The sequence below is a fragment of the Pseudomonas cichorii genome (assembly GCF_018343775.1).
GTDB classification, from domain to species: Bacteria; Pseudomonadota; Gammaproteobacteria; order Pseudomonadales; family Pseudomonadaceae; genus Aquipseudomonas; species Aquipseudomonas cichorii.
Genome location: NZ_CP074349.1, coordinates 3,491,423 through 3,515,633, shown reverse-complemented (window position 1 = coordinate 3,515,633; position 24,211 = coordinate 3,491,423). Strand labels below are relative to the sequence as shown.

Here is a 24,211-nt window from a genome sequence, read left to right as displayed (position 1 = left end):
TCTCATCAAAAGGCCCGGCGCACGTTGAATATCGATACCCGAATCAAGTTTCGTCATCTGGTGTGCTTTCTTGAAGTGGCGCGCCAGGGCAGTCTGGCTCGGGCCTGCGATGCCTTGGCGATCAGCCAGCCGGCGCTGTCCAAAAGCCTCAAGGAACTGGAAACCCTGCTGGAAACCACGCTGTTCGTGCGTAGCAAGAGCGGCGCTGCCCTGACTGAAGCGGGGGTGGCTTTCATGCGCTTTGCCGGGCCGAGTGTGCAGGCGCTGCGTGAAGGCGTCAGTAGCCTGCGTTCGGGGGAGCATGAAACGGTCACGGCGCGGCTGGGGGTGTTGTCCACCGCCGAAAGCCTTTTGGTGCCTGAGGTGATCAGCAGGCTGCACGAGCGGCATCCGGCTCTGGTTGTCAGCGTGATGACTGGCCCCAGCGCCTATCTGTTGTCGCAGCTTCGGGTCGGCGAGCTGGATCTGGTCGTGGGGCGCATGACCGACAGCCCGCAGATCCAGGGCCTGACTTTCGAGCATCTGTACAACGAGTCGATGACGCTGGTGGTTCGCAATTATCACCCCTTGCTGGCGGCGCCTCTCAAACGCGAAAGCCTGGAAAGTTTCCCGCTGGTCCTGCCGCTGGCCGGGACCACCATCCGCAAGTTTGCTGACAGCCTGTTCGTGCAATACGGGATTCAGCCGCCACGCCAGCGACTGGAAACCCTGTCGCTGACCTTGAGCCGGCGTTATGTGCAGTGCAGCAACGCGATCTGGATTGCGCCGCTGGATGCCGTACTTCAGGAATTGCAGATCGGCACACTGGTGGAACTGGACATGGGGATTCGCGAGCCGGGTGGCTCCGTGGGCCTGTGCAGTAATCCCGCCTTGCCGTTATCGCGGGCTGCCCAGTGGTGCGTAGATGAATTGCGCGGGGTGGGCGAGGCGTATCGTGACGGGCGATATACATAACCATTTGGTTATGGATGCTGCAAATATTTTCAATTTTCGATTAAGTGCTATCACGCGACACTTCGCCGCAGCCTGCAGCGCAAGTGATGAGCACTTGCGCTCTCCATAAAAAGAACAAGGAGAACGCCATGTCTGTCGCGGACAATAGCCGCTTCGTCATTCGGGATCGCAACTGGCATCCCAAAGCACTGACACCGGATTACAAGACCTCGATCCTGCGCTCCCCGCGCCAGGCGCTGGTCAGCATTCCACAATCGGTTTCCGAAGCCAGCGGCCCGGACTTTTCACACCTGAAGTTCGGTCAGCATGACAACGACTTGTTGCTCAACTTCAACAATGGCGGCTTGCCCATCGGTGAGCGCATCATCGTCGCCGGTCGGGTCTGCGATCAGTACGGCAAGCCTGTTCCGCACACGCTGGTGGAAATCTGGCAGGCCAATGCCGGTGGCCGCTATCGTCACAAGCGCGACAGCTATCTGGCACCCATCGACCCCAATTTCGGCGGTGTCGGCCGGACCCTGACCGACAGCGAAGGCAACTACAGTTTCCGCACTGTCAAACCCGGGCCGTACCCATGGCGCAACGGCCCCAACGACTGGCGGCCTGCGCATATCCATGTCTCTGTCAGTGGCCCGTCGATTGCCACGCGCCTGATCACCCAGCTGTATTTCGAGGGCGATCCGTTGATTCCGATCTGCCCGATCGTCAAGTCGATTACCAACCCCGATGCGGTCCAGAGCCTGATCGCCAGGCTTGACCTCGGCATGGGCAATCCGATGGATTGTCTGGCCTATCGCTTTGATATCGTTCTGCGCGGCCAGCGCAAGACTCACTTTGAAAACTGCTGAGGAGGTTTCGACATGCCCGTTCAACTGTTGCAGGAAACGCCTTCGCAAACCGCTGGCCCTTATGTGCATATCGGTCTGGCGCTGGAAATAGCCGGTAACCCGACTCGCGAGCTGGAAATCTGGAACGAGATGGCCAAGCCCGGTGCGCCGGGTGAGCACATTCTGTTACTGGGGAATGTCTACGATGGCAATAGCCACTTGATTCGCGATGCGTTTCTGGAGTTCTGGCAGGCCGACCATAATGGTGTCTATGACAGCATTTACGGGGCTGAAAAGACCTTTAACGGTTTTGGTCGTACCGCAACTGGGGACGATGGCCTGTGGACGCTCAAGACCATCAAGCCGGGTGTCGTGCACAACGCCGCCGGAGTGCCGATGGCGGCCCATATCAACGTTTCTCTGTTTGCCCGAGGGATCAATATCCACTTGCAGACGCGGCTGTATTTCGACGATGAGCCTCAGGCCAATGCGGTCGATCCGGTGCTGAACCTGATCGAACAACCGCCACGTCGCGAAACACTGATTGCACGGCGTTGCAGCGTCGATGGTCAACTGGCTTACCGCTTTGATATCCAGATTCAGGGCGAGAACGAAACGGTGTTTTTCGACTTTTAAAAAGTTGTCATTGCGTGCGTTGCATGGCGCCAGCATTGGCTGGCGACCTTATAAAAATAAAAGGAAACATCCATGACGCTTTCAGCTCGCGAGCCCGCCACGGGCACGCTCGACGTGCAGGTCTTCATCAACCGTCAGCCGCTGTCCAGGTATCAGTGGCGGATTGTTGCGTTGTGCTTTCTGATCGTCTTTCTCGACGGCCTGGATACGGCGGCCATGGGCTTCATTGCGCCTGCGTTGAGTCAGGACTGGGGCATTGACCGTGCCAGCCTTGGGCCGGTGATGAGTGCAGCCCTGATCGGCATGGTCTTCGGCGCACTGGGCTCCGGGCCGCTGGCTGACCGCTTTGGTCGCAAAGTGGTGCTGGTGGTCGCAGTGTTTGTGTTTGGCTTGTTCAGCCTGGCTTCGGCCTACAGCACCAATATCGACCAGTTGCTGGTGCTGCGTCTGCTGACCGGCCTGGGGCTGGGTGCGGCAATGCCCAACGCTACCACGCTGCTGTCCGAATACACGCCCGAGCGCCTCAAGTCCTTGCTGGTCACCAGCATGTTCTGCGGGTTCAACCTGGGCATGGCGTGCGGAGGTTTTGTCTCGGCGAAAATGATTCCCAGCCTGGGCTGGCACAGCCTGCTGATGCTCGGCGGCATCCTGCCGTTGCTGCTGGCAGTGGTGCTGATGGTCTGGCTGCCGGAGTCGGCGCGTTTTCTGGTGGTGCGCAATCGCGGTGCAGAGCGGATTCGTAAAGTACTGGCGCCCATTGCGCCGTCTGAGGTAGCGACCGCCGGGGATTTCAGCGTCCCGGAGCAAAAGACCGTCAGCAGCCGCAATGTACTGAAGGTGATTTTTTCCGGCACTTACAGCACCGGAACCTTGTTGCTGTGGCTGACCTATTTCATGGGCCTGGTGATCGTTTATCTGCTGACCAGCTGGCTGCCGACCCTGATGCGCGACAGCGGCGCGAGCATGGAGCAGTCGGCGTTCATCGGTGCCTTGTTCCAGTTTGGCGGTGTGCTCAGTGCCGTGGGCGTCGGCTGGGCCATGGACCGGTTCAACCCGCATAAGGTGATTGGCGTGGCCTATGCGTTGGCCGGTGTGTTCGCCTGGCTGGTCGGGCAGAGCCTGCACAATGTTGCGCTGTTGGCGACCCTCGTGCTGATGGCGGGCATGTGCATCAATGGAGCGCAGTCGGCGATGCCTTCGCTGGCGGCCCGTTTCTATCCGACCCAGGGTCGTGCCACGGGTGTTTCGTGGATGCTGGGCATTGGTCGCTTTGGTGCGATTCTCGGTGCCTGGGCTGGTGCGACGCTGCTGGGATTGGGCTGGAGCTTCGAGCAGGTCCTGACTGCACTGGTGATTCCCGCTGCGCTGGCCGCGTTGGCGGTACTGATCAAAGGCTGGGTCAGCCATGCAGATGCCACCTGACTTTTTATCTGGAGCGGTGATGTGAACAGACCGAGCAATCAACTTTTCGATGCCTATTTCACTCAGCCCCAAATGCGCGAGGTGTTCTGCGATGCCGGGCGAGTGCAGGGCATGCTGGATTTCGAGGCCGCACTGGCCAGGGCTCAGGCCCGTGTCGGGCTGATTCCCGGGGACGTAGTGACCGATATTGTGGAAAGCTGCCGTGCCGGGCTGTTCGATTTCGATGACCTGGCCGTTGCAATCGGTAATGCGGGCAACTCGGCGATTCCGCTGGTCAAGGCGCTGGGCAAGCAGATTGCCCAGCGTAACCCTGAAGCCGAACGTTACGTGCACATGGGGGCTACCAGCCAGGATGTGATGGATACCGGGCTTATCCTGCAAGTGCGTCGTGCTATCGAACTGTTGGAGTGTGATCTGCAAGAGCTGGCCGACACCCTTGTCGTGCAGGCCCAGCGTCATGCGCAGACGCCACTGGCCGGGCGCACCTGGCTGCAACAGGCGACGCCAGTGACGCTGGGCATGAAAATCGCTGGCTGGCTGGGGGCGGTGACGCGCCATCGCCAGCGCCTGGAAGAGATCAGGCCGCGCCTGCTGTGCCTGCAGTTCGGTGGGGCTTCCGGCAGTCTGGCGGCCTTGGGGGATGAGGCTTTTGCGGTAACCGAGGCCCTGGCAGACGAGTTGCAGTTGAGCGTGCCTGATCAGCCCTGGCATACCCAGCGTGACAGGCTGGTGGAGTTCGCCAGTCTGTTGGGCATGATTGCGGGCAGCCTGGGCAAGATGGGCCGGGATATCAGCCTGCTGATGCAGACCGAAGTTGGCGAAGTGTTCGAGCCCGCGGCAGCAGGCAAGGGCGGCTCTTCGACCATGCCCCACAAACGAAATCCGGTGGGCGCAGCGGTGATGATCGGCGCGGCGACTCGCGCGCCGGGGCTGGTCGCCACAATGTTTACCGCCATGCCTCAGGAGCATGAGCGCAGTCTGGGCCTGTGGCATGCAGAATGGGAAACCCTGCCGGAACTCTGCTGCCTTGTGTCCGGCTCGTTGCAGCAAGCCTTGCAGGTTGTGCCGGGGCTGGAAGTCGATGAGTCGCGGATGCTGGTGAATCTGGATTCCACCCGTGGGCTGGTGCTGGCCGAAGCTGTCAGCATCGAGCTTTCCCGACGCATCGGACGAGATGCTGCACACCATCTGGTCGAGCAGAACTGTCGTCGGGCAGTCCAGCAGGGCGCGCATCTGCGTCAGGTGCTGGGTGAGGATCCGCACGTCACTGCCCAATTGTCATCTCAAGAGCTGGATCGCTTGCTCGACCCGGCTCATTACCTTGGCCAGGCCCGACTCTGGGTTGAACGTGCCGTCGCCGAACACACAAGGATCAAGCAATGAATGAAGAAGAACGCTATCAGGCCGGCATGCAGGTTCGTCGTGCGGTGCTGGGCGATACCCATGTCGATAACAGCCTGAAAAAACTGACCCCCTTCAACGAAGAGTTTCAGGAAATGATCACCCGTCATGCCTGGGGCGATATCTGGACGCGCCCCGGCCTGCCGCGTCATACCCGCAGCCTGATCACCATCGCCATGCTGATCGGCATGAATCGCGAAGGGGAATTGCGTCTGCATCTGAAGGCCGCCAAAAACAATGGCGTGACCCGTGACGAGATCAAGGAAGTGCTGATGCAGAGCGCGATCTATTGCGGGATTCCGGCCGCCAATGCGACTTTCCATCTGGCTGAAGAGGTGTGGGACGAGATGGGCGTGGAGTCGTTGAACAAGGAGTGATGGCGGGCTCAGGAAGTGGGTGCATGAAAAGGCCGCCAGGGTTTTCCCTGGCGGCCTTTGTCTGTCAGAGCAGCGACAACGGATAGCTGACGATCAGGCGGTTCTCGTCGAACTGGTTGGTGCTGTAATCGCGGCGCATGCTGGAGTTGCGCCATTTGACGGACAGATTCTTGAACGAGCCGCTCTGGAAGACATAAGCCAGCTCCGATTCCCGAGCCCATTCTTCGCCATTGGTGATGGTGCCTGTGTGCACGTTTTCGCCACTGATGTAGCGGTTCATCAGGGTCAGGCCGGGCACGCCGAGTGCGGCGAAGTCGTAGTCATGGCGCAACTGCCAGGAACGTTCCTTGGCGTTTTCAAAGCTGGAGTTGTAGCTGTCGTTGGCCAGGGTGCCGCCACTGGTGCCATTGACCCGCATCCAGGCGCTGTCGCCGCTGACTTTCTGCAGGCCGAGGTAGAAAGTGTTGCCGCCGTAGCGGGCCGAGAGCATGGCCGACCAGGTCTTGTTGTCCATGTCGCCGGCCAGTGACTGGCCGTCATCCTTGCCGTTGAAGAAACCAAGGTTGGCACCCAGTACCCATTTGCCCAGCGGCTGGCTGTGGACCACATTGAGGTACTGTTGCTGGTAGATATCTTCGAGCTGGGCGTACCAGAGGCCGACCAGTGTGCGTTTTTCATTGAAGGTGTATTCGCCGCCGCCGAAGTTGAACCGGTCGGAGGTAAATGCCCCGCGACCCTGCATCGACATGTCTTCCATGCTTGCGTCGTTACGCGGGCTGTTGGCGCGGAACTGGCCGCCGTAGAGTGTCAGGCCGTCGATTTCCTTCGAGGTGATCTGTCCGCCACGGAAGGTCTGTGGCAGCGAACGGCCATCGTCGGAGCGCAGGATGGGCAGCACCGGCATCCATTCGCCGACTTTCAGCTCGGTCTTGGAAAAGCGCGCCTTGGCCGCAACGCCCAGTCGTCCGAAATCATCGGCGGGGCGTCCGTCACCATGTATCGGCAGCAGTTGTGTACCGCCGGAACCTTTACCGCCGTCAAGCTTGAGGGAGTAGAGCCCCAGTACATCGACGCCAAAGCCGACGGTGCCCTGGGTGAAGCCGGAGCGGGCGTCGAGAATGAAGTTCTGGGTCCATTCCTGAGCGCCGTTCTGGGCGTTGTCAGGGTCGACGAAGTTGCGGTTGATAAAGAAGTTGCGTAGGTTCAAGCCCACCTTGGCATCATCGACGAAGCCTGCCGCCTGGCTGAAGGTGGGAGTGAGACTGGCTGTGATAGCCGCAGAAAAGCCGCAAAGGATTTTGCAGTTGGATTTCAAGCGCATGAGGTAGGAGCCTTCTTATCATTATTTGTGGGCAGTACAACTGGCTCTGATAGTAAAGACCAAAGAAGCGTCTGCAATTGGAAAAATGCTATTTCGTGCGATTATCGACCAAAAATTAACTGGTTAGAACATTTTAACGAGACGCCCCGATTACTGCCTGCGATGCTCACTCAAAAATGATTGCGGCCCCGCTGGGCGAGGCGCGTGAATATTCTTCAGTTGCATGCCAGAACAAGGAAGCCCGATGAGCACTACCAGCACGCCGCTATCCGGTATCAATCAACCCCTCAAGGGAATTGGCCTGATCCTGCTGGCGACCTTTCTGTTCGCCAGCCATGACACGCTCTCCAAATACCTTTCCGGCTTCTATCCGATCATTCTGGTGGTCTGGGCGCGCTATCTGGTTCATACGCTGCTCATGGCGTTCATTTTCATGCCGTCGGCGGGGCTGCGGGTGTTGCGCACCAAGCGACCGGGCTTTCAGGTCTTGCGTGCGCTGGCCCTGCTGGGTACCAGCCTGTTGTTTACCAGCAGCCTGATGTTCATCCCCCAGGCTGAAGCCACGGCGGTCAACTTTCTTGCGCCGTTGCTGGTCACGGCCTTGTCGGTGCCATTATTGAAGGAGCGTGTCACGCGGGGCCAATGGCTGGCGGTGGTGGTGGGGTTTTCGGGGGTGATCGTGATCATTCACCCGGGCGGTGAACTCTTTACTCCGGCGATTCTGCTGCCGCTGTCTTCGGCCTTGTGCTTTGCGATCTATCAACTGCTGACTCGTCTGGTCAGCCCGTACGACAGCCCGACCACCAGCAACTTCTTTGCCGGTCTGTTCAATACCTTGCTGATGAGCGCGCTGGTGCCGTTTTTCTGGCAGACGCCTGAGCTCAAGCACTGGCCGTTTCTATTGGCGTTGGGGGCGTGCGGGATGTCCGCTCATTTGCTGCTGACCCAGGCATTCCGCTTCACCGCGCCGGCTATCCTGGCGCCGTTCAGTTACTGCCAGATTGTCTTTGCGGGCCTTCTGGGGTTCATGGTCTTCGACCATATGCCGTCACCCATCGCCCAGGTCGGCATCGTGATCATCTGCCTGAGCGGGCTTGCTGCGGCGTGGCAGCAGCGTAGCAAGGGGTGAGCAGGAGCGGATCTATCCGCGAGACGTCATTGACGGCGATACATTTTTTTCGGATGTACGGGCGTCTCGCGAATAAATTCCTACGGATGTTGCGTTTGACAGGTGGCCGTTCTATTACTCGCTGATCTTCGGCACCTTGCGGGGTGCCATGAAGAACATCCAGGTCAGGGCAATGAAGTACATCGCCGGGATCATGGTGAACAGCACGCTGTAGTTGTTATTGGTGGCAGTGAGGACCGCGCCGACCAACTGGGTCATGAACATCCCGCCGACGGCCGCACACATCCCGCCGAAGCCGAATACGGTGCTCATCATGTGCTTGGGCGTGTAGTCCATCACCAGACTCCAGATATTCGCCGTCCAGGCCTGATGCGCACCGACCGCTACCGAAATGGCCAGTACGGCAACCCACAATCCGCTGGCATTGGCGGCAAAGATCACGCTGCAGATGGTGATGGCGAAGATCAGCATCGATATCAGGCGTGCGGTGGTTGCCCGTACACCACGTCCGATCAGCCATGAGGACAGGATGCCGCCACCAATGCTGCCCACGTCGGCGGTCAGCCAGATCAGGATCAGCGGGATACCCATTTGCGTGACGCTGATGCCCAGGTTGTATTGCTGATTGAGAAACGGCGGCAGCCAGTACAGGTAGAACCAGAACACTGGAGCGGTCAGGGAATAGGCCACGGCGAACGCCCAGGTGCCGCGCATCTTCAGGATATGTGAGAAAGGCACCTTGACCGGCTCTGGCTCGACTTCCTGGTTGATGTAGTCCAGTTCACTCTTGCTCAGGGTCGGGTGTTCTTCGGGGTTGTAATACTTCAGGCGCCAGATGATGACCCAGAACAGACCGAGCGAGCCCATGGCCATGAACGCGGCCTGCCAGCCCCAGATGGTCAGGATCAATGGCAGCAGGGCAGGGGTCAGCATGGCGCCGACATTGGTCCCGGCGTTGAAGATGCCGGTGGCCACTGCACGTTCCCCGGCCGGGAACCACAGGCGTGTGGTCTTGACGCAGGCGGGGTAGTTGGCAGCTTCGGTCAGGCCCAGAATGAAGCGGCAGATCATGAAGCCGACAGCGGATGTCGCCAGGCCGTGGGCGCCGGTGGCCAGGCTCCAGAGCAGCACGGCCAGGAAGAAAGCACGCTTGACGCCGACCCGGTCAATGAACCGGCCTTGCAGTATGAAGCCCACCGCATAACCGACCTGGAACCAGAAGTTGATGTTGGCGTAGTCCATCGCCGTCCAGCTCATTTCCTTGGCCAGGATCGGCTGCATGACACCGAGTGCTGCACGGTCTATGTAGTTCAGGGTGGTTGCAAAGAACACCAGGGCAAGCATGCCCCAGCGGGTCTTGCCCACGGCCATGGCGCCACGAATCTTTTCGCCGATGCCCGCCCGGGCAGCCCGGGCGGCTGGGTTGGTTTGGGTGTTGATCATGATGTTCTAACCATCCGTTCCAAGACTGTGCAGTTCGCTACAGTCGGAATTGAGAAGTCCACTCGACTCAGGCGCTGTACCTGTAAAAGTGAGATCGTCGAACCGTTATGCCCGTGGCCGGTTGCTCACGGCATCTTCTGAACGATTCAACGGGCCGGCATCTTACAGGCTCAACCCTTCGAGTGCGCTGGGTTGATTCAGGCGTCGACAGGTCGGGTCGCGTGAACGACCTGCTGGTATCGTCGGTCCAGTGACCGGTAAGGGCGTGTCGAGGTGAGAGCGGACGGCGCAAGGAGGGTAGACATGAGCAATATTCCTGTTTTTTGAAATTGTTATGGGTTTGTTGCCGTGAAGCGAAAAACGGACACGCGGTGATCCTGCAATGTGTGGCAGATGGTGAGGACTGATCGAAACAGCGTCAATCGAGGAAAATGGCTTTTGTTCGATAATCGAACGCAAAACTAACCAGTTCGTACACTTTATGTTGATCTGGCATTTTGACAGGGAAATACTTTACTCGCACCCCTCTAATGAGGCCGATTCAGGCCGAGAATGCGGTGCTATCCAGTCACGACCCGAAGAGGTTGTGCTCATCCAGGAGCTCAAAGCATGCAGCGTTCTATTGCCACCGTATCCCTGAGCGGTACTCTGCCTGAAAAGCTCGAAGCCGTTGCTGCAGCCGGTTTCGACGGGGTAGAAATCTTCGAGAACGACCTTTTGTATTACGACGGCAGCCCGCGCAACGTCAGGCAGATCTGCGCCGACCTGGGTATCGCCATCACTCTGTTCCAGCCGTTTCGTGATTTTGAAGGCTGCCGCCGTGACCGGCTTCAGCGTAATGTCGACCGTGCCGAACGCAAATTCGATCTGATGCAGGAACTGGGCACCGACCTGGTGCTGGTCTGCAGCAATGCCGCCGCCGACTCGGTGGGCGATGAAAATATCCTTCTCGATGACCTGGGCCTGCTGGCCGAGCGTGCCGGTGCCCGTAACCTGCGGGTGGGCTACGAAGCCCTGGCCTGGGGGCGTCATGTGAATACCTGGCAACAGGTCTGGAATCTTGTGCGTCAGGTCGATCACCCGGCTTTGGGTGTATTGCTCGACAGTTTCCATACGCTTTCGCTCAAGGGCGATCCAGGTGCCATCGCCCAGATTCCCGGCGACAAGATATTTTTCGTGCAAATGGCCGATGCGCCAATCCTGGCCATGGACGTGCTGGAGTGGAGCCGACATTTTCGCTGCTTCCCCGGGCAGGGCGAATTCGACCTGCCAGGCTTTCTGGCGCCGATCCTGCGCAGTGGCTACACCGGGCCTTTGTCGCTGGAAGTCTTCAATGATGGTTTTCGGGCTGCACCAACCCGCGCCAACGCCGCCGATGGTTTCCGCTCATTGCTCTATCTGGAAGAGAAAACCCGCGAGCTTCTGGCCCGTGAGGCTGAGCCGGTGGCTTCCGAAATCCTGTTCAACCCGCCGCCTGCCAGCACGTACAGTGGCGTCGAGTTCCTTGAGTTCGCGGTTGACGAGACTCAGGGCGCACGATTGTCCGGCTGGCTGGAACGTCTCGGTTTCGCCCGTCTGGGGCAGCATCGCTCCAAGGCGGTGAGCCTGCTGGGTCAGGGTGATATCAAGATTGTGCTCAATGCCGAACCCTATTCCTTTGCCCACAGCTTTTTCGAGGCCCATGGCCCTTCGTTGTGCGCCACTGCCTTGCGAGTGGATGATGGCAACAGGGCGCTGGAGCGTGCGCGAGCGTTCAAGGGCCAGCCCTACCGTGGGTTGGTCGGGCCGAACGAGCGGGAAATCCCTTCGGTGCGTGCGCCCGATGGCAGCCTGATTTATCTGGTTCAGGGCGCAGAGCCTGGCCAGTCGATCTACGACATCGACTTTATCGTTGACCCCAAGACCAGGGATCAGGGCGGCCTGCAGCGCATTGACCACATGGCCATGGCTCTGCCGGCAGACAGCCTCGACAGTTGGGTGCTGTTCTACAAGAGCCTGCTGGATTTCGAGGCCGATGACGAAGTGGTGCTGCCTGACCCTTACGGGCTGGTCAAAAGCCGTGCGTTGCGCAGCCGGTGCAGTACGATCCGTCTGCCGCTGAACATTTCGGAAAACCGCAACACGGCGATATCCCATGCTCTGTCGAGTTATCGTGGCTCCGGCGTGCATCACATCGCGTTTTCGTGCGAAGACATTTTCGCCGAGGTCAGCCGCGCCAAGGAGGCAGGCGTCCCGTTGCTGGATATCCCGCTCAACTATTACGACGACCTGGCCGCACGCTTCGACTTCGATGACGAATTCCTCAGCGAACTGGCGTATTACAACGTGCTGTACGACCGTGATGCCCAGGGCGGCGAGCTGTTCCATGTCTACACCGATGCCTTTGACGGGCGTTTCTTCTTCGAGATCCTGCAACGCAAGAACGATTACGTCGGATATGGCGCGGCCAACGTTCCGGTGCGTCTTGCGGCCATGGCCAAGGCCCGTAACGTGGCGGCGCGTCAGGCGCGTCTCTGACGCCAGCTGCCGGGCTGCGCAGTGCAGGAGTGCTGCGCAGCTTCCCTCGATCCATTACGCGCTTCATAATCCGGAATTCAACCGTGGTCGTGAGCGAATAATGAAAAAAACTGCCGACTCCGCTGCCGTCGAGCCCGTCGATGCGCTGCGCAAGAGCCGCAAGAACAATCCGGAGAAAACCCGCGAGGATATCCTGCAGGCGGCCATCGTCGAGTTCGTTGCCTATGGGTTGACCGGGGCGCGAGTCGATGCCATCGCCGAGCGCACCAAGACGTCGAAACGGATGATCTATTACTACTTCGGTAGCAAGGAGCAACTGTACGTTGAAGTGCTGGAAAAGCTCTACGGCGATATCCGCACCACCGAAAGCCAGTTGAACCTGGGCGAGCTTGAGCCGGTGGAAGCCATCCATCGAGTCGTGGAATTCACCTTCGACCACCATGACCGCAATGTCGATTTCGTGCGGATTGTCTGCATCGAAAACATACATAATGGCGAGAACGTCAAACAGTCCGATTCGATTCAGGCCAAGAGCCAGAACATCATTCGTGCGCTGGACGATATTTTGCGACGCGGCGAGTCCATGGGGCTGTTCCGCGAAGGTGTCCATCCGGTGGACCTGCACCTGATGATCAGCTCGTTCTGCTTCTATCGCATTTCCAACCGCCACACGTTCAGCGAGATTTTCCAGATCGAACTGTGGAGCGATGATGTCAAGAAGCGTCACAAGACCATGATCTGCGACGCTGTCCTGAGTTACCTCAAACGTTGAGTCTTACAGGCTGTGGAAGTGGTCCATCATGCGCTCTGCATCGGCAGGGCGACCACTGAACAGCTCGAATGCTTTCACCGCCTGAAACACGGCCATGGTCGAGCCGTCGAGAGTGCGGCAGCCCAGTGCGCGGGCATGTTTGAGCAGTTCGGTTTCCAGCGGGAAGTAAATGATTTCGGCCACCCAGAGTTCGGGGCGCAGCAGTTCTACCGGCAAGGGCGTACCGGGCAATTTGGCCATGCCCACAGGTGTGGTATTGACCAGCCCGTCGGCTTCGGCCATTGCCCCTGGCAGATCGATGCCCACCTGAGCCCGGCCTGCGCCGAAAAACGTATTGAGGTTATCGACCAGGCCTCGGGCGCGTTCAGGCTCTACCTCGAACACACTCAAGCGTTGCACGCCTGCACTGAGCAACGCATGGGCCACGGCAGCGCCGGCACCTCCAGCGCCCATCTGCACCACATGTTGACGCGGAGCCTGAGCCAGACCGCGCTGCAAACCTTCGGCAAAGCCCAGGCAGTCGGTGTTATGGCCGATACGCTTGCCATCCTTGAAGACCACGGTGTTGACTGCGCCAATGCCGCGAGCCTCGTCGGACAGTTCGTCCAGCAGAGGAATGACGGCCTGTTTGCAGGGGAAGGTGATATTGAGGCCTGTGAACCCCGTGTTCTGGGCGCCTTCCAGCAGGCGCGGCAGTGCGTTGATATCCAGCTTGAGGGCGTCGATATCTATCAGCCGATACAGATAGCGCAAACCCTGGGCATCGCCTTCATGTTCATGCATCGACGGTGTTCGTGAGGCCTGGATACCTGAGCCGATCAGGCCCGCGAGAATGGACGGTCTTTCAATCTGGGTCATGACTTTCTGTCTCTTGTTCTGGCGTCACTGCCCGGTGTCGGGCAAACATTTTCGGCAAAATGTACCAGATGGTTCAAAGTGCTGCAGGTTCTATCTCCGGCCTTGCAGGAATTTGGTGCGGTTATCGCCCGCATAGCGAGGATCAAGCCCTTGAGGGATAATGCACGTCCGTTGTTCCTGCATCTTCACGAGTGTCAGATCCGCGCATGTCCGAGTCCGTTTTTGTTGCCGCCCATAACCAAGCCAGTACCCTCTATCTGCCGCCTGGCCCCTGGGCGACGGTACTCGACTGCCTGTGCGCGCGATTCACGGCCATCAGCCGTGAGCAGTGGCTGGACCGCATCGCCCGTGGCAGGGTGCTGGATGGCAACGGCATGCCCGTCTCCCCCGATCTGGCTTATCGGGAAGGCCTGAAGATTCACTATTTTCGCGAAGTCCCGAACGAAACGCCGATCCCGGTCGTGGAAACGATTCTGTATGCCGATGAGCATCTGGTCGTGGCCGACAAGCCCCCGTTCCTGCCGGTTACGCCTGCTGGCGAATATGTCGAGCAAACCCTGCTGCGGCGTCTGATTCATCGATTGGGCAACCCGGACCTGGTTCCGCTGCACCGCATCGACCGGCATACCGCGGGGCTGGTGCTGTTTTCGGCCAACAAGCAAAGCCGCTCGGCTTATCAGGCGCTGTTTCCCACTCGCAAGATCGACAAACGTTACGAAGCCATTGCACCTGCGCTGCCCGGACTCGAATTTCCTCGTCTGCACAAGAGTAGGCTGGTGGATGGCGAACCGTTTTTCCGCATGCAGGAAGGGCCGGGTACCAGTAATACCGAGACTCGCATTGAAGTCTGCGAGCGTAACGGGGAGTTGTGGCGTTACGGGCTGTATCCGGTGACCGGCAAGAAGCATCAGTTGCGCGTGCACATGGCGGCGCTGGGCGCGGCGATCTGCAATGACCCGTTCTATCCCGATGTCATCAAGGATGCAGTCGACGATTACGACCGGCCATTGAAACTGCTGGCACAGGGGTTGCGCTTCATCGACCCGGTGAGCGGGGAGCCACGCCAGTTCGAGAGTCTGCTGAAACTTGATTGGTAAGCACAGGTAGGACCGGCTTCAGCCGGGAAGAGGCCAGTACATTCAGCCCTCATTGCCAGTTCACTACCGCCTTCCCGACTGAAGTCGGTCCTACGGAAATTGAGGGAGCCAATAAAAAACCCGCCATCAATACGACTGGCGGGTTTTTTCTACATCACGTCCGGATTACAGATCCTTGACGGTACGTACCTGATCCTTGTTGATGCGGGTCTGCTTGCCATCGAGTTGCTTGAACTCGTAGAAGCCCGAATCTTCATCGTAGTGAGGTGTGTCCACGGACTGGATTTCACGGCCATCATTCAGAGTGATTACAGTTGGCGATGCGCAGCCTGCGAGGGAAGCAATACCCAGTGCCAGCAAAAAGGCGGCAGGAAGAGTGCGTTGTTTCATGACAGTGTCTCCGGATGGACTCTTGGTTAATGACTCTCAGACGTATACACCTTCTGCAAGTTCCATGAAAAGTTTATTGAGCCTGTTCATTGATCTGACTCAGCAATTCGGGAGTATTCAGATTGGCAAGCCGCGGGTCGCCAGTCTCCAGTTGCAAGGCCACAGGTTGCAGGTGCGCCATGGCCCGGCGCGGGCTGCGTTCACCGCTCTGCCATGCATGTTCCAGCGCCTCGGCATGAAGGGTCGGGATAATGCAGAGCAGGGGCTGCCAGTGTTCGCCTTCGCGAACCATGACCGGATGATTCGGGTGTTCCAGCGCGGTGTTGCGCAGCGCCTGCAGCAAGGCGTTATCGATCAGCGGTGCGTCGCAGGGCAGCACCAGCAGGTATTCGTGCCGGGCAAGGGGAAGGGCTGCGCGGATGCCGGCCAGCGGCCCCGAGAAGTCGGTGTTATCGTCCTGAACCAGTTGATCGGCGTAAGCGGCGTAACGCTCCAGGTTACGATTGCAGGAAATGATCAGGTCATCGGTCAAGGGACGTGTCAGGCGATGCAGGTGCTGAATCAGCGGCTCGCCTTGCCATTGCACAAGGCCTTTGTCACGCCCGCCCATGCGTTGCCCCTGACCTCCGGCCAGCAGCAGGATCGAGCAGTTCGGCAATGTGACGCCAACATTCATCAAAGACTCACCGGGCAGTAAAAAGGAGTGCTGTGATATAACACCGGCCTGTTTCCTTAACAACCGGATCGAGGCCATGAAAGCCAAGGCTGACACACCTTTTGTACCCCTGAATATCGCCGTCCTGACCGTCAGCGATACCCGCACCTTTGAAAACGATACCTCGGGGCAGATGTTCGTCGATCGCCTGACTGAAGCCGGTCACGGCCTGATAGAGCGCGTCCTGCTCAAGGATGACCTGTACAAGATCCGCGCCCAGGTTGCGACCTGGATTGCCGATGAGCAGGTTCAGGTTGTGCTGATAACTGGCGGCACAGGCTTTACCGGACGTGACAGCACCCCGGAAGCCGTGAGTTGCCTGCTGGACAAGCAGGTCGATGGTTTCGGCGAGCTGTTCCGGCAGATTTCCGTACCGGATATCGGCACCTCGACCATTCAGTCCCGGGCGCTGGCCGGTCTGTCCAACGGTACGCTGGTCTGCTGCCTGCCGGGCTCCACCAACGCGGTGCGTACGGCCTGGGACGGGATTCTGTCTCAACAGCTGGATTCGCGTTTCCGCCCGTGCAATTTCGTGCCGCACCTCAAGCAGGCCGAGCCCTGCGCCACCCGTGGTTGAGCGGGCATGAACGCACCTCAGGCCCTGATGCCTGTCGAACAAGCCATAGCGCGTCTGCTGGAAATGGCAGAAGCCTCGCCCGTCACCGAGCGTGAACGGGTTCCGCTGGCCGAAGCCCAGGGGCGTGTATTGGCGGTGGATCTGATTTCCACCCTCGACCTGCCGCCCTGGCCCAACAGCGCCATGGACGGTTACGCCTTGCGTCTGGCGGACTGGACCGGCGAGCCGCTGCCCGTCAGCCAGCGCATCTTCGCCGGGCAGGCTCCCGAGCCGCTGGCAGCCGGCACTTGCGCACGGATCTTCACCGGCGCTCCCATGCCGGAAGGTGCCGATTGCGTCGAGATGCAGGAAAACGCCGAAGTCCTGCAGGACCAGCGCGTACGTTTTACCGAGCCACTGAAGCCTGGCCAGAACATCCGTCCCCAAGGACAGGAAACCACGGTCGGCGACAAGGTGCTGGCAGCGGGTACTCGTCTGGGGCCTATCGAACTGGGGCTCGCGGCATCCCTGGGCCTGGCCGGGCTTGAGGTCATACGCCGGGTTCGTGTGGCCGTGCTTTCCACCGGCGATGAGTTGATCGAACCCGGTCAGCCCTTGGGACCTGGGCAGATCTACAACAGTAATCGCGTGCTGCTGTGCAGTTGGTTGAAGCGTCTTGAGTGCGAGGTCGTGGATGCAGGCATTCTGCCGGACGATCTGGAAAAGACCCGTGCTGCATTGGCGGGGCTCAACGAGGTCGACCTGATCCTGTCCACGGGCGGCGTATCCGTAGGCGAAGCGGACTTCCTCGGCCATGCGCTACGGGAAGAGGGCGAGCTGTCGTTGTGGAAACTGGCGATCAAGCCGGGCAAGCCGCTGACCTTCGGCCATTTCCGTGGCGTGCCGGTGATCGGCCTGCCGGGTAATCCGGCGTCCACGCTGGTGACCTTTGCGTTGCTGGCTCGCGCCTATCTGCTCCGCCGTCAGGGCGTTGCAGATGTCACGCCCATGCAGTTTCCCGTCCCGGCCGGGTTCGTCTGGCGCAAGGCGGGCAATCGTCGCGAATACCTGCGCGGGCGTCTGGAACTGGGGCGCGCCGTGGCCTACAGCAATCAAAGCTCCGGCGTTCTGCGCAGTGCGGCCTGGGCCGACGGCTTGATCGAGGTGCGTGAAGGCACCACGGTTGCTGAAGGTGACTGGGTCAATTTCATTCCCTTGAGTGAAGTGCTGGGCTGATTGCATTCAAATGGTCGTCCGGCGAGGCATGAGCTACCCTCAAACACGCTGACAGATTGGGCATCAGGAATTTGCTCTGGAGTATTGTTATGCCGTCTTTGAGAGTGGCTTGTGTCATTCCGACCTACAACGGGCGCAAGGATCTGGATCGCCTGCTGGATTCTCTGGCGACCCAGACCGCGACCTTCGACACCCTGATCGTTGATTCCAGCTCGTCGGATGGCACGCTGGAACTGGCACAGTCACGCTGTGCCAATGTGATCCGTATCGACAGCAAGGACTTCAACCACGGCGGCACCCGGCAGATGATGGTCGAGCGCTACCCCGACTACGACGTCTACGTCTACATGACCCAGGATGCCTATGTGGAGGACGTCGACGCCATCGCCAATATCCTGCTGCCGTTTGCCGATCCCAAGGTAGGCGCAGTATGCGGGCGGCAGTTGCCCCACAAGGATGCCAACCTGCTGGCGCAACATGCGCGCCTGTTCAATTACCCGCCGACTTCCCGGATTAAGACCCTTGAAGATGCTGCAACGCTTGGCATCAAGACACCGTTCATGTCGAACTCCTTCGCGGCGTATCGTCGGGAGGCGTTGCTGGCGACGGGAGGCTTCCCGCGGCATGTGATCCTCTCCGAAGACATGTACGTCACGGCCAGGATGCTGCTCGACGGCTGGAAAATCGCTTACGAAGGTTCGGCGGTGTGCAGGCATTCCCACAACTACAGCCTGCGCGAAGAGTTTTGTCGTTACTTCGATATCGGCGTGTTCCAGTCTCGGGAATCCTGGATCTACGAAACCTTTGGCGGCATTGCGGGCGAGGGGATGCGCTACGTGAAATCAGAGCTGGCCTTTCTGGGCAAGCGTCGCGTTCTGCTGTGGCCACTGTCTTTCATACGCAACGCCCTCAAGCTGCTGGCCTATAAACTGAGCAAGCAGGAAAAGCGTCTGCCCAAAGGCCTGAAGAAAAAACTCGGCATGCACAAGCGCTATTGGGATAGCCCGTATGCCGAGTAGCAGGTTTTCGCGAATGAATTTGCTCCTACGCCTGTAGGAGCGATTTCAGTCGCGAATCAGGATTTCCCCGATTCCTCTTCCTGACGATCTGCCTCGAACAACTGCGCCAGTTCCTTCCTGGCTTCCCGTGCGGTTTGCAGAAGCTTGGCTTCGTCGTCATACACCAGATGCTGGGCAGCCAGTACCTGTTCGTCGTGACGCTTGAAGCGGCTGATCCGTGCATCGGCCTGGGCCTGGCTCAAGCCAAGGCCCAGCAAGGTCTGACGGCTCATTTCCAGACTGGAATAGAACGTTTCACGTACCGCCTGGGCACCCACGTCGATCAGGCGATGGACGTGCTGGCGGTTACGCGCGCGGGCGATGATCTTCATGTCCGGGTACAGCTTACGGATCAGCTCGGCGGTCTTGATGTTGGTGTCGGGGTCATCGGTGGCGATGATAAAGAACTCGGCTTCATGAACCTTGGCCGCCCGCAGGATTTCCGGCTTCAGCGGGTCGCCATAGAACACCGGAACATTGCCGAAGCTGCGCGAGAACTCGATGGATTCCACCGCGGTATCCAGCGCCACGAAAGGGATATTCTGCGCCCGCAGAATACGCGCCACGATCTGGCCCATACGGCCCATGCCGGCAATCACCACGCGAGGGCTGTCGGTATTGATATCGCTGTACTCGTCCGGCACCTCGACAGGCTTGACCTTGGGCTTGATCCAGCGGGCCATGGCCATGAACAGCAGCGGCGTCATGGCCATTGAGAGAGTAATGGCCAGGATCAGAATGTCGTACAGCTCGGGCTCGAACAGGCCTTGCTGGTTGCCGATCTTGAAGACAACGAAAGCGAACTCACCCCCTGCGGCCAGCACCAGCCCCAGACTCAGGGCATTCTGTTTACTCAGCCCGCCTGCCAGACGCCCGATGAAAAACAGCAGCGGAAACTTCAGGGCAATCAGCAGAAAGGTCAGTCCCAGCACAATCACCGGTGAACTGAACAGCAGGCTGATATTGGCACCCATCCCGACGCTGATGAAAAACAGCCCCAGCAACAGCCCTTTGAAAGGCTCGATCTGCGCTTCGAGTTCGTGCCGGTACTCGGAGTCTGCCAGCAGCAGACCGGCCAGGAATGCGCCCAGCGCCATGGACACGCCCACCAGCTCCATCAACCAGGCTGTCCCCATGACCACCAGGAGTGCGGTGGCTGTGGACACTTCCTGAATCTTGGTCTTGGCCACGATGCGAAACACCGGGCGTAGCAGGTAGCGGCCTCCGACCACCACAATCGCGATGCTGCCCAGCACTTGCAGGCTGTGGAGCAGGCTTTCATGGGAGCTGAGTTCTTGCTCGTGGCTGGTGCCGGCCAGCAACGGAACCATGGCAATCAGCGGGATGGCCGCGATGTCCTGAAACAGCAGAATGGCAAACGCCAGGCGTCCGTGGGGGCTGTTCAGCTCCTTGCGCTCGGCCAGGCTTTGCAGGCCGAAAGCGGTGGAAGACAATGCGAGCCCAAGACCCAGCACCACAGCTGTATTCAGGGGTTGCTCGAAGGCCAGCAGGGCAACACAGCCAATCACCAGACCGGTCAGCAGCACTTGCGCCATGCCGACACCAAAGACTGCCTTGCGCATCACCCATAAACGTTTTGGGGACAGCTCCAGGCCGATGATGAACAGCAGCAACACCACCCCGAGTTCCGAGATATGGCTGACGCTTTCCGGGTTATCGATCAGTTTGAGTACTGAAGGACCGATGATGACCCCCGCGAATAAATAGCCCAGCACGGCGCCCAGTTGCAGGCGTTTGGCCAGCGGAACGGTCAATACGGCGGCGAGCAGGAACACGACTGCGGCCTGTAGCAGGCTGCCTTCATGGGGCATGTTGAAACTCCTTGGCAAGTCATGAACAGTCGATAAACGACTTTGAGGGGCGGCATTAAACCATGCGTGATTCACACGGCAATGTTCAATTGTGCTTTGTGACTGTCAAAGAGGCGGTGATGAAGCGGGGGGAGCCGTGCCAGAAGCGGCGCATCGGCGTACCATATGCGGGCATTTGCGCAGAGCCAATGCTGTCCAGAGAACTCAGGAAACCGTTATGACCAACAAGCAACGCTTGATTTACTCCATTCTGATCATCCTGTCCGTCATGGCGATCATGCTGGGGCTGTCACACCTGCAGAACACGGGTGTGCTGAGTGAGAAGACCTTCCAGTACATTGCCATCAGCGTGGCCGTGATCGTGGTCGTTCTGAACGGCATCATGCGACGCAAGGTCAAGCGCTGAGATTCGTTGCCCTGCATCTTCGCATCGAAGGGGGTCAATCTTTGTTCGATTCGTTCAGCCATTCCCAGGCGCGAGGGTGCAGGCTGTAGGTCTTGTCTGCGTTGAGGTTGATCACGCCTTCATCGCACAGGCGCTTGAGCACCTCGCGGACACTGAGAAAAGACAACGGCACATCGAGTCGCAGCAACTGGCTGTGTACACCCCGTACTCCCAGGGTCTGGCCTTCATCATTGGCAGCCAGCAGCGCATCCAGAACCTTCAGCCTGACGAGGCTGGTGCGCAGACCAAAACTTTTCAGCAGCAGCCTTATATGTTCGTTGCCGGGGCGATCGGTTTCTGCGGCGGGCGATTCTGCCTGGGCAGAAAGGGCCGTCTGCCGGAGCATCGTGCGGGTTGTAATTCCTTGACGATTGAACATGCAAACTCCTTTTCAGGCTTTTTCAGATACGGCTCATTGGGTTCTGTGAACGAAACTCATTACTAATGACGAACGAACGCCTGAAAAACTCATCGTTGAACGCAAAAAAAACATAAAAATGTGATTTTGCCAGGAGGACGGCCGTTTTCCGGGCGATAAAAAGCAGCGCGAACACCCGGATCATACCGGGGTATTATTCAAAAATCTGTGAAAACGCTTCGCATTTGCATTTGTCGCAAAGGAAATAGTGCGGCAATAAGAGGATCAGCCTTTGGGCGTTGCCGAAGAGCGCTTGTTGAGGACGGGGTTGCCTTCCTGATTGCGGGTGACGAATACCGGCAACACTTTGGGCAGGGAGGTCAGCAGATTCGACATGTCCTGAGTGTTATAGCTGCCGCCCAGGCGAATGGCGCCCGTGGCGTTATCCGCCAGCAGGATCGGCGTTTGGAGGTAGCGGTTGATCAAGGGTAATGCCTGGCTCAGTGGCAGGTCATTGAAGATCAGCTTGCCATTGCGCCAGGCAAGGCTGGTGTCGCCGCTGTGGGTTTCACTGATTTTCGGCTGGAAGTCCCCAGGCTTGTAACTGGCCTGCATGCCTGGCTCCAGACGATAACCGGCTCCTGGCTGCGAACGGTCGCTGCAGACCTGCACCGAACCGTCGACCAGCATGACCCGCACCTGCTCCTGATACATCCAGACATTGAAGCGGGTGCCCGTCACCTTGACGCTGCCCTGACCGGCCCTGACCACGAACGGGTGAGTGCTGTCATGGCTGACTTCAAAGAACGCCTCGCCCTTTTTCAGGGTGACGCTGCGCCGATCCTTGTAATTGGCGTAAGTCAGTTGCGTGCCCAGATTCAGCTCAACGCGGCTGCCGTCGGCCATGGTGACGACCCGGGTGGCGTCCAGGGTTTCGTAGGTGTCGTAAGCGTTGGGAATCCAGCCTTGATTCCAGCCGATAATGCCTGCCAGAGGAATCGCCAGGGCAGCAATCGTGGCAGCGACGGCGTAGTGACGGCGCGAGCGTTTGCGGTAGGACGGAGCCTTGGGTGCTTGCGGCTTGAGTTCGATAACCGGGGCCGGATTGGCGGGCGTGACCTGCTCGGAAATATCCCATATCTCCAGCATTGCTTGGTATTCGATCGCATGCTGTGGATGAGCATTGAGCCATTGATTGAAAACCTTTCGCTCCGCATCCGTGCAGTCATCGGCATGCAGGCGCATGCACCAATGCGCGGCGGCATCGGTTATTGCGTCATATTCTGCTTCGCTGAGGTTGGGGGCGCTCATTGGCTCTCCGGTCTTTACCGTGGGGCATTCTACCTCCTGATGTCTACTGTAGAGAACAATGTATGGCTATTGAGTATCAGGCAGAGGAGTATTTCATCGTGAATGTGATCGGCTCTCATTGATGTAAAAAACGGTCTGGACGTTTTTCCGAAGGACGCAGCGATATTTTCAGATGCGCCGATACTTGCTTTTTCAACCTTGACACCGGAGCTCTGGATGTCCGCAACTCGTGATAATGAGCAGTTCAGAACCGTTTCGTATCAGCAGTTGGCCGATCTGCTTCAGCAGATATTTCTGGCCCATGGTACTTCGCCGCAGACCGCTCGCGTATTGGCCGAAAACTGCGCCAGCGCACAACGCGATGGCTCTCACAGCCACGGCATCTTTCGCATTCCAGGCTACCTGTCGTCCCTGGCCAGTGGCTGGGTCGATGGCCAGACGGTGCCTGTGGTCGAAGATGTTGCCGGGGCCTTCGTCAGGGTCGATGCTGCCAACGGTTTTGCCCAGCCAGCCCTGGAGGCTGCTCGTTCACTGCTTGTCGAAAAGGTTGCGAACGCCGGGATCGGGATTCTGGCCATTCGCAACTCTCATCATTTCGCAGCGCTATGGCCGGATGTCGAACCCTTTGCCCAACAAGGCTTTGTGGCGCTGAGTGTGGTCAACAGCATGACCTGCGTCGTGCCCCATGGTGCGCAACAACCGCTGTTTGGCACCAACCCGATTGCCTTTGCAGCGCCCCGTGCCGGGGGTGAACCGGTGGTGTTCGATCTGGCGACCAGCGCCATCGCCCATGGCGATGTGCAGATCGCTGCACGGGAAGGGCGAATGCTGCCAGCAGGCATGGGTGTGGATCGCAATGGACAGCCCACCGAAGACCCCAAGGCCATTCTCGATGGCGGGGCACTGTTGCCGTTTGGTGGCTACAAGGGCTCGGCACTGTCCATGATGGTGGAACTGCTGGCTGCCGGGCTGACTGGCGGGAATTTTTCGTTTGAATTCGACTGGTCGAAACACCCCGGTGCCCAGACACCCTGGACCGGACAACTGCTTATCGTCATCGATCCGGACAGAGGCGGCAGCGGCCAGCAATTTGCCCAGCGCAGCGAAGAGCTTGTCAGGCAGATGCAGGGGGCAGGGCAGGAGCGTATTCCCGGTGATCGCCGCTATGCGCTGCGCGCCCGGTCGCTGGCCGCTGGAATCGATATCGAGGTGAGCGACTGGGAGCGCCTGGAGGCACTGGCCAGGTCGTGATTGCGAGACGCATCGAATGACCATTCGTCGCGAGCAGGCTTGTGCGGGGCCTGCTCAATGAATACTGTATATAAGAACAGTATCTGGTAACGAGGTTGTCATGTCCCTGAATGCATTGCAAGGTTCGATCACTCACCACTGCGCCATCCTGGTCAACGAGATGCAGCGCGAAGATTTTCTTGCTCTGGCAACTGCCCTGCGTCAATTCAATTTTGATGAGCCACACGGTTCGATGACACTTACTGAACCCCTCTATGACGACGAGTGTCGTGCAGCCGCTGTCGCCTGATGTCGGCGTTTCCAGC

24 protein-coding genes are annotated in these 24,211 nt (G+C 58.9%); 16 read left to right on the top strand and 8 right to left on the bottom strand.

Annotated features, from left to right (window positions below; translation table 11 throughout):
- Positions 1 to 24 precede the first annotated feature (24 nt).
- From pcaQ to pcaC, 6 genes are all read left to right on the top strand, one after another.
- Entirely contained in the window at positions 25 to 954 is a 930-nt protein-coding gene (pcaQ, locus tag KGD89_RS14720; RefSeq protein WP_025260531.1) for a pca operon transcription factor PcaQ, read from the top strand.
- A 128-nt stretch (positions 955 to 1,082) separates the two neighbouring features.
- On the top strand, positions 1,083 to 1,802 hold the full coding sequence (gene pcaH, locus KGD89_RS14715) for a protocatechuate 3,4-dioxygenase subunit beta (RefSeq protein ID WP_025260530.1): 720 nt from the start codon (positions 1,083 to 1,085) through the stop codon (positions 1,800 to 1,802).
- Between the two features lie 12 nt (positions 1,803 to 1,814).
- Positions 1,815 to 2,417: a protocatechuate 3,4-dioxygenase subunit alpha gene (gene pcaG / locus KGD89_RS14710; RefSeq protein ID WP_025260529.1), complete on the top strand. Its 603-nt coding sequence runs from the start codon at positions 1,815 to 1,817 to the stop codon at positions 2,415 to 2,417.
- Between the two features lie 72 nt (positions 2,418 to 2,489).
- Complete coding sequence (locus KGD89_RS14705; RefSeq protein WP_025260528.1) at positions 2,490 to 3,839, top strand: MFS transporter; 1,350 nt, start codon at positions 2,490 to 2,492, stop codon at positions 3,837 to 3,839.
- A gap of 21 nt (positions 3,840 to 3,860) precedes the next feature.
- A complete protein-coding gene (locus KGD89_RS14700; RefSeq protein ID WP_025260527.1) occupies positions 3,861 to 5,222 on the top strand; it encodes a 3-carboxy-cis,cis-muconate cycloisomerase in 1,362 nt (453 codons plus the stop codon).
- Positions 5,219 to 5,617: a 4-carboxymuconolactone decarboxylase gene (gene pcaC / locus KGD89_RS14695; protein WP_025260526.1), complete on the top strand. Its 399-nt coding sequence runs from the start codon at positions 5,219 to 5,221 to the stop codon at positions 5,615 to 5,617. Before KGD89_RS14700 ends, pcaC begins: the two co-directional genes overlap by 4 nt.
- A gap of 64 nt (positions 5,618 to 5,681) precedes the next feature.
- Here pcaC and KGD89_RS14690 read toward each other — a convergent pair whose 3' ends face one another.
- Positions 5,682 to 6,938 (bottom strand): OprD family porin, encoded by a 1,257-nt coding sequence (locus tag KGD89_RS14690; protein WP_025260525.1) that lies wholly within the window; start codon positions 6,936 to 6,938, stop codon positions 5,682 to 5,684.
- Between the two features lie 244 nt (positions 6,939 to 7,182).
- Here KGD89_RS14690 and KGD89_RS14685 point away from each other — a divergent pair, with 244 nt between their 5' ends.
- On the top strand, positions 7,183 to 8,067 hold the full coding sequence (locus tag KGD89_RS14685; protein WP_025260524.1) for a DMT family transporter: 885 nt from the start codon (positions 7,183 to 7,185) through the stop codon (positions 8,065 to 8,067).
- Between the two features lie 114 nt (positions 8,068 to 8,181).
- Here the strand turns inward: KGD89_RS14685 and KGD89_RS14680 are convergent, their stop codons facing one another.
- Entirely contained in the window at positions 8,182 to 9,510 is a 1,329-nt protein-coding gene (locus KGD89_RS14680) for an MFS transporter (RefSeq protein ID WP_025260523.1), read from the bottom strand.
- A 609-nt stretch (positions 9,511 to 10,119) separates the two neighbouring features.
- On the opposite strand from KGD89_RS14680, the gene quiC reads away from it, so the two are divergent.
- Positions 10,120 to 12,027, top strand: a complete 1,908-nt coding sequence (quiC, locus tag KGD89_RS14675) for a 3-dehydroshikimate dehydratase QuiC (protein ID WP_025260522.1) — start codon at positions 10,120 to 10,122, stop codon at positions 12,025 to 12,027.
- A 100-nt stretch (positions 12,028 to 12,127) separates the two neighbouring features.
- The gene (locus KGD89_RS14670; protein WP_025260521.1) at positions 12,128 to 12,799 is read left to right on the top strand and encodes a TetR family transcriptional regulator; all 672 of its coding nucleotides are present in this window, start codon (positions 12,128 to 12,130) and stop codon (positions 12,797 to 12,799) included.
- Positions 12,800 to 12,802: 3 nt separating this feature from the next.
- Here the strand turns inward: KGD89_RS14670 and KGD89_RS14665 are convergent, their stop codons facing one another.
- The gene (locus tag KGD89_RS14665; protein WP_025260520.1) at positions 12,803 to 13,657 is read right to left on the bottom strand and encodes a shikimate dehydrogenase; all 855 of its coding nucleotides are present in this window, start codon (positions 13,655 to 13,657) and stop codon (positions 12,803 to 12,805) included.
- 206 nt (positions 13,658 to 13,863) lie between these two features.
- Here KGD89_RS14665 and KGD89_RS14660 point away from each other — a divergent pair, with 206 nt between their 5' ends.
- The gene (locus KGD89_RS14660; RefSeq protein WP_025260519.1) at positions 13,864 to 14,754 is read left to right on the top strand and encodes a pseudouridine synthase; all 891 of its coding nucleotides are present in this window, start codon (positions 13,864 to 13,866) and stop codon (positions 14,752 to 14,754) included.
- Positions 14,755 to 14,919: 165 nt separating this feature from the next.
- Here KGD89_RS14660 and KGD89_RS14655 read toward each other — a convergent pair whose 3' ends face one another.
- Positions 14,920 to 15,144: a YgdI/YgdR family lipoprotein gene (locus tag KGD89_RS14655; protein WP_025260518.1), complete on the bottom strand. Its 225-nt coding sequence runs from the start codon at positions 15,142 to 15,144 to the stop codon at positions 14,920 to 14,922.
- A 73-nt stretch (positions 15,145 to 15,217) separates the two neighbouring features.
- The gene (gene mobA / locus KGD89_RS14650) at positions 15,218 to 15,820 is read right to left on the bottom strand and encodes a molybdenum cofactor guanylyltransferase MobA (RefSeq protein ID WP_025260517.1); all 603 of its coding nucleotides are present in this window, start codon (positions 15,818 to 15,820) and stop codon (positions 15,218 to 15,220) included.
- Between the two features lie 76 nt (positions 15,821 to 15,896).
- Between mobA and moaB the strand changes: the two genes are divergently transcribed.
- From moaB to KGD89_RS14635, 3 genes are all read left to right on the top strand, one after another.
- Positions 15,897 to 16,436: a molybdenum cofactor biosynthesis protein B gene (gene moaB / locus KGD89_RS14645; RefSeq protein WP_025260516.1), complete on the top strand. Its 540-nt coding sequence runs from the start codon at positions 15,897 to 15,899 to the stop codon at positions 16,434 to 16,436.
- A gap of 6 nt (positions 16,437 to 16,442) precedes the next feature.
- Positions 16,443 to 17,651 carry a molybdopterin molybdotransferase MoeA gene (locus tag KGD89_RS14640; protein ID WP_025260515.1) on the top strand — a complete coding sequence of 403 codons (1,209 nt, stop codon included), beginning with the start codon at positions 16,443 to 16,445 and terminating at the stop codon, positions 17,649 to 17,651.
- An 89-nt stretch (positions 17,652 to 17,740) separates the two neighbouring features.
- A complete protein-coding gene (locus KGD89_RS14635) occupies positions 17,741 to 18,670 on the top strand; it encodes a glycosyltransferase (RefSeq protein ID WP_025260514.1) in 930 nt (309 codons plus the stop codon).
- 56 nt (positions 18,671 to 18,726) lie between these two features.
- Here the strand turns inward: KGD89_RS14635 and KGD89_RS14630 are convergent, their stop codons facing one another.
- Entirely contained in the window at positions 18,727 to 20,541 is a 1,815-nt protein-coding gene (locus KGD89_RS14630) for a monovalent cation:proton antiporter-2 (CPA2) family protein (protein WP_025260513.1), read from the bottom strand.
- Between the two features lie 217 nt (positions 20,542 to 20,758).
- Between KGD89_RS14630 and KGD89_RS14625 the strand changes: the two genes are divergently transcribed.
- Positions 20,759 to 20,947, top strand: a complete 189-nt coding sequence (locus tag KGD89_RS14625; RefSeq protein WP_025260512.1) for a hypothetical protein — start codon at positions 20,759 to 20,761, stop codon at positions 20,945 to 20,947.
- Between the two features lie 34 nt (positions 20,948 to 20,981).
- On the opposite strand, the gene KGD89_RS14620 is transcribed toward KGD89_RS14625, so the two are convergent.
- Together KGD89_RS14620 and KGD89_RS14615 are read right to left on the bottom strand one after the other, a co-directional pair.
- Positions 20,982 to 21,365 carry a Fe2+/Zn2+ uptake regulation protein gene (locus KGD89_RS14620; protein WP_025260511.1) on the bottom strand — a complete coding sequence of 128 codons (384 nt, stop codon included), beginning with the start codon at positions 21,363 to 21,365 and terminating at the stop codon, positions 20,982 to 20,984.
- A gap of 264 nt (positions 21,366 to 21,629) precedes the next feature.
- Positions 21,630 to 22,655 carry a FecR family protein gene (locus tag KGD89_RS14615; RefSeq protein WP_025260510.1) on the bottom strand — a complete coding sequence of 342 codons (1,026 nt, stop codon included), beginning with the start codon at positions 22,653 to 22,655 and terminating at the stop codon, positions 21,630 to 21,632.
- 216 nt (positions 22,656 to 22,871) lie between these two features.
- Between KGD89_RS14615 and KGD89_RS14610 the strand changes: the two genes are divergently transcribed.
- Together KGD89_RS14610 and KGD89_RS14605 are read left to right on the top strand one after the other, a co-directional pair.
- Positions 22,872 to 23,906, top strand: a complete 1,035-nt coding sequence (locus tag KGD89_RS14610) for an Ldh family oxidoreductase (RefSeq protein WP_025260509.1) — start codon at positions 22,872 to 22,874, stop codon at positions 23,904 to 23,906.
- 100 nt (positions 23,907 to 24,006) lie between these two features.
- Positions 24,007 to 24,195 (top strand): hypothetical protein, encoded by a 189-nt coding sequence (locus KGD89_RS14605; protein WP_025260508.1) that lies wholly within the window; start codon positions 24,007 to 24,009, stop codon positions 24,193 to 24,195.
- The last annotated feature ends 16 nt before the right edge of the window (positions 24,196 to 24,211 follow it).

Coding starts and splice junctions, on each gene's coding strand:
- pcaH (WP_025260530.1), top strand. CDS start 1,083: ATGTCTGTCGCGGACAATAGCCGCTTCGTCATTCGGGATCGCAACTGG.
- pcaG (WP_025260529.1), top strand. CDS start 1,815: ATGCCCGTTCAACTGTTGCAGGAAACGCCTTCGCAAACCGCTGGCCCT.
- KGD89_RS14705 (WP_025260528.1), top strand. CDS start 2,490: ATGACGCTTTCAGCTCGCGAGCCCGCCACGGGCACGCTCGACGTGCAG.
- pcaC (WP_025260526.1), top strand. CDS start 5,219: ATGAATGAAGAAGAACGCTATCAGGCCGGCATGCAGGTTCGTCGTGCG.
- KGD89_RS14690 (WP_025260525.1), bottom strand. CDS start 6,938: ATGCGCTTGAAATCCAACTGCAAAATCCTTTGCGGCTTTTCTGCGGCT.
- KGD89_RS14685 (WP_025260524.1), top strand. CDS start 7,183: ATGAGCACTACCAGCACGCCGCTATCCGGTATCAATCAACCCCTCAAG.
- KGD89_RS14680 (WP_025260523.1), bottom strand. CDS start 9,510: ATGATCAACACCCAAACCAACCCAGCCGCCCGGGCTGCCCGGGCGGGC.
- quiC (WP_025260522.1), top strand. CDS start 10,120: ATGCAGCGTTCTATTGCCACCGTATCCCTGAGCGGTACTCTGCCTGAA.
- KGD89_RS14670 (WP_025260521.1), top strand. CDS start 12,128: ATGAAAAAAACTGCCGACTCCGCTGCCGTCGAGCCCGTCGATGCGCTG.
- KGD89_RS14665 (WP_025260520.1), bottom strand. CDS start 13,657: ATGACCCAGATTGAAAGACCGTCCATTCTCGCGGGCCTGATCGGCTCA.
- KGD89_RS14660 (WP_025260519.1), top strand. CDS start 13,864: ATGTCCGAGTCCGTTTTTGTTGCCGCCCATAACCAAGCCAGTACCCTC.
- KGD89_RS14655 (WP_025260518.1), bottom strand. CDS start 15,144: ATGAAACAACGCACTCTTCCTGCCGCCTTTTTGCTGGCACTGGGTATT.
- mobA (WP_025260517.1), bottom strand. CDS start 15,820: ATGAATGTTGGCGTCACATTGCCGAACTGCTCGATCCTGCTGCTGGCC.
- moaB (WP_025260516.1), top strand. CDS start 15,897: ATGAAAGCCAAGGCTGACACACCTTTTGTACCCCTGAATATCGCCGTC.
- KGD89_RS14640 (WP_025260515.1), top strand. CDS start 16,443: ATGAACGCACCTCAGGCCCTGATGCCTGTCGAACAAGCCATAGCGCGT.
- KGD89_RS14635 (WP_025260514.1), top strand. CDS start 17,741: ATGCCGTCTTTGAGAGTGGCTTGTGTCATTCCGACCTACAACGGGCGC.
- KGD89_RS14630 (WP_025260513.1), bottom strand. CDS start 20,541: ATGCCCCATGAAGGCAGCCTGCTACAGGCCGCAGTCGTGTTCCTGCTC.
- KGD89_RS14625 (WP_025260512.1), top strand. CDS start 20,759: ATGACCAACAAGCAACGCTTGATTTACTCCATTCTGATCATCCTGTCC.
- KGD89_RS14620 (WP_025260511.1), bottom strand. CDS start 21,365: ATGTTCAATCGTCAAGGAATTACAACCCGCACGATGCTCCGGCAGACG.
- KGD89_RS14615 (WP_025260510.1), bottom strand. CDS start 22,655: ATGAGCGCCCCCAACCTCAGCGAAGCAGAATATGACGCAATAACCGAT.
- KGD89_RS14610 (WP_025260509.1), top strand. CDS start 22,872: ATGTCCGCAACTCGTGATAATGAGCAGTTCAGAACCGTTTCGTATCAG.
- KGD89_RS14605 (WP_025260508.1), top strand. CDS start 24,007: ATGTCCCTGAATGCATTGCAAGGTTCGATCACTCACCACTGCGCCATC.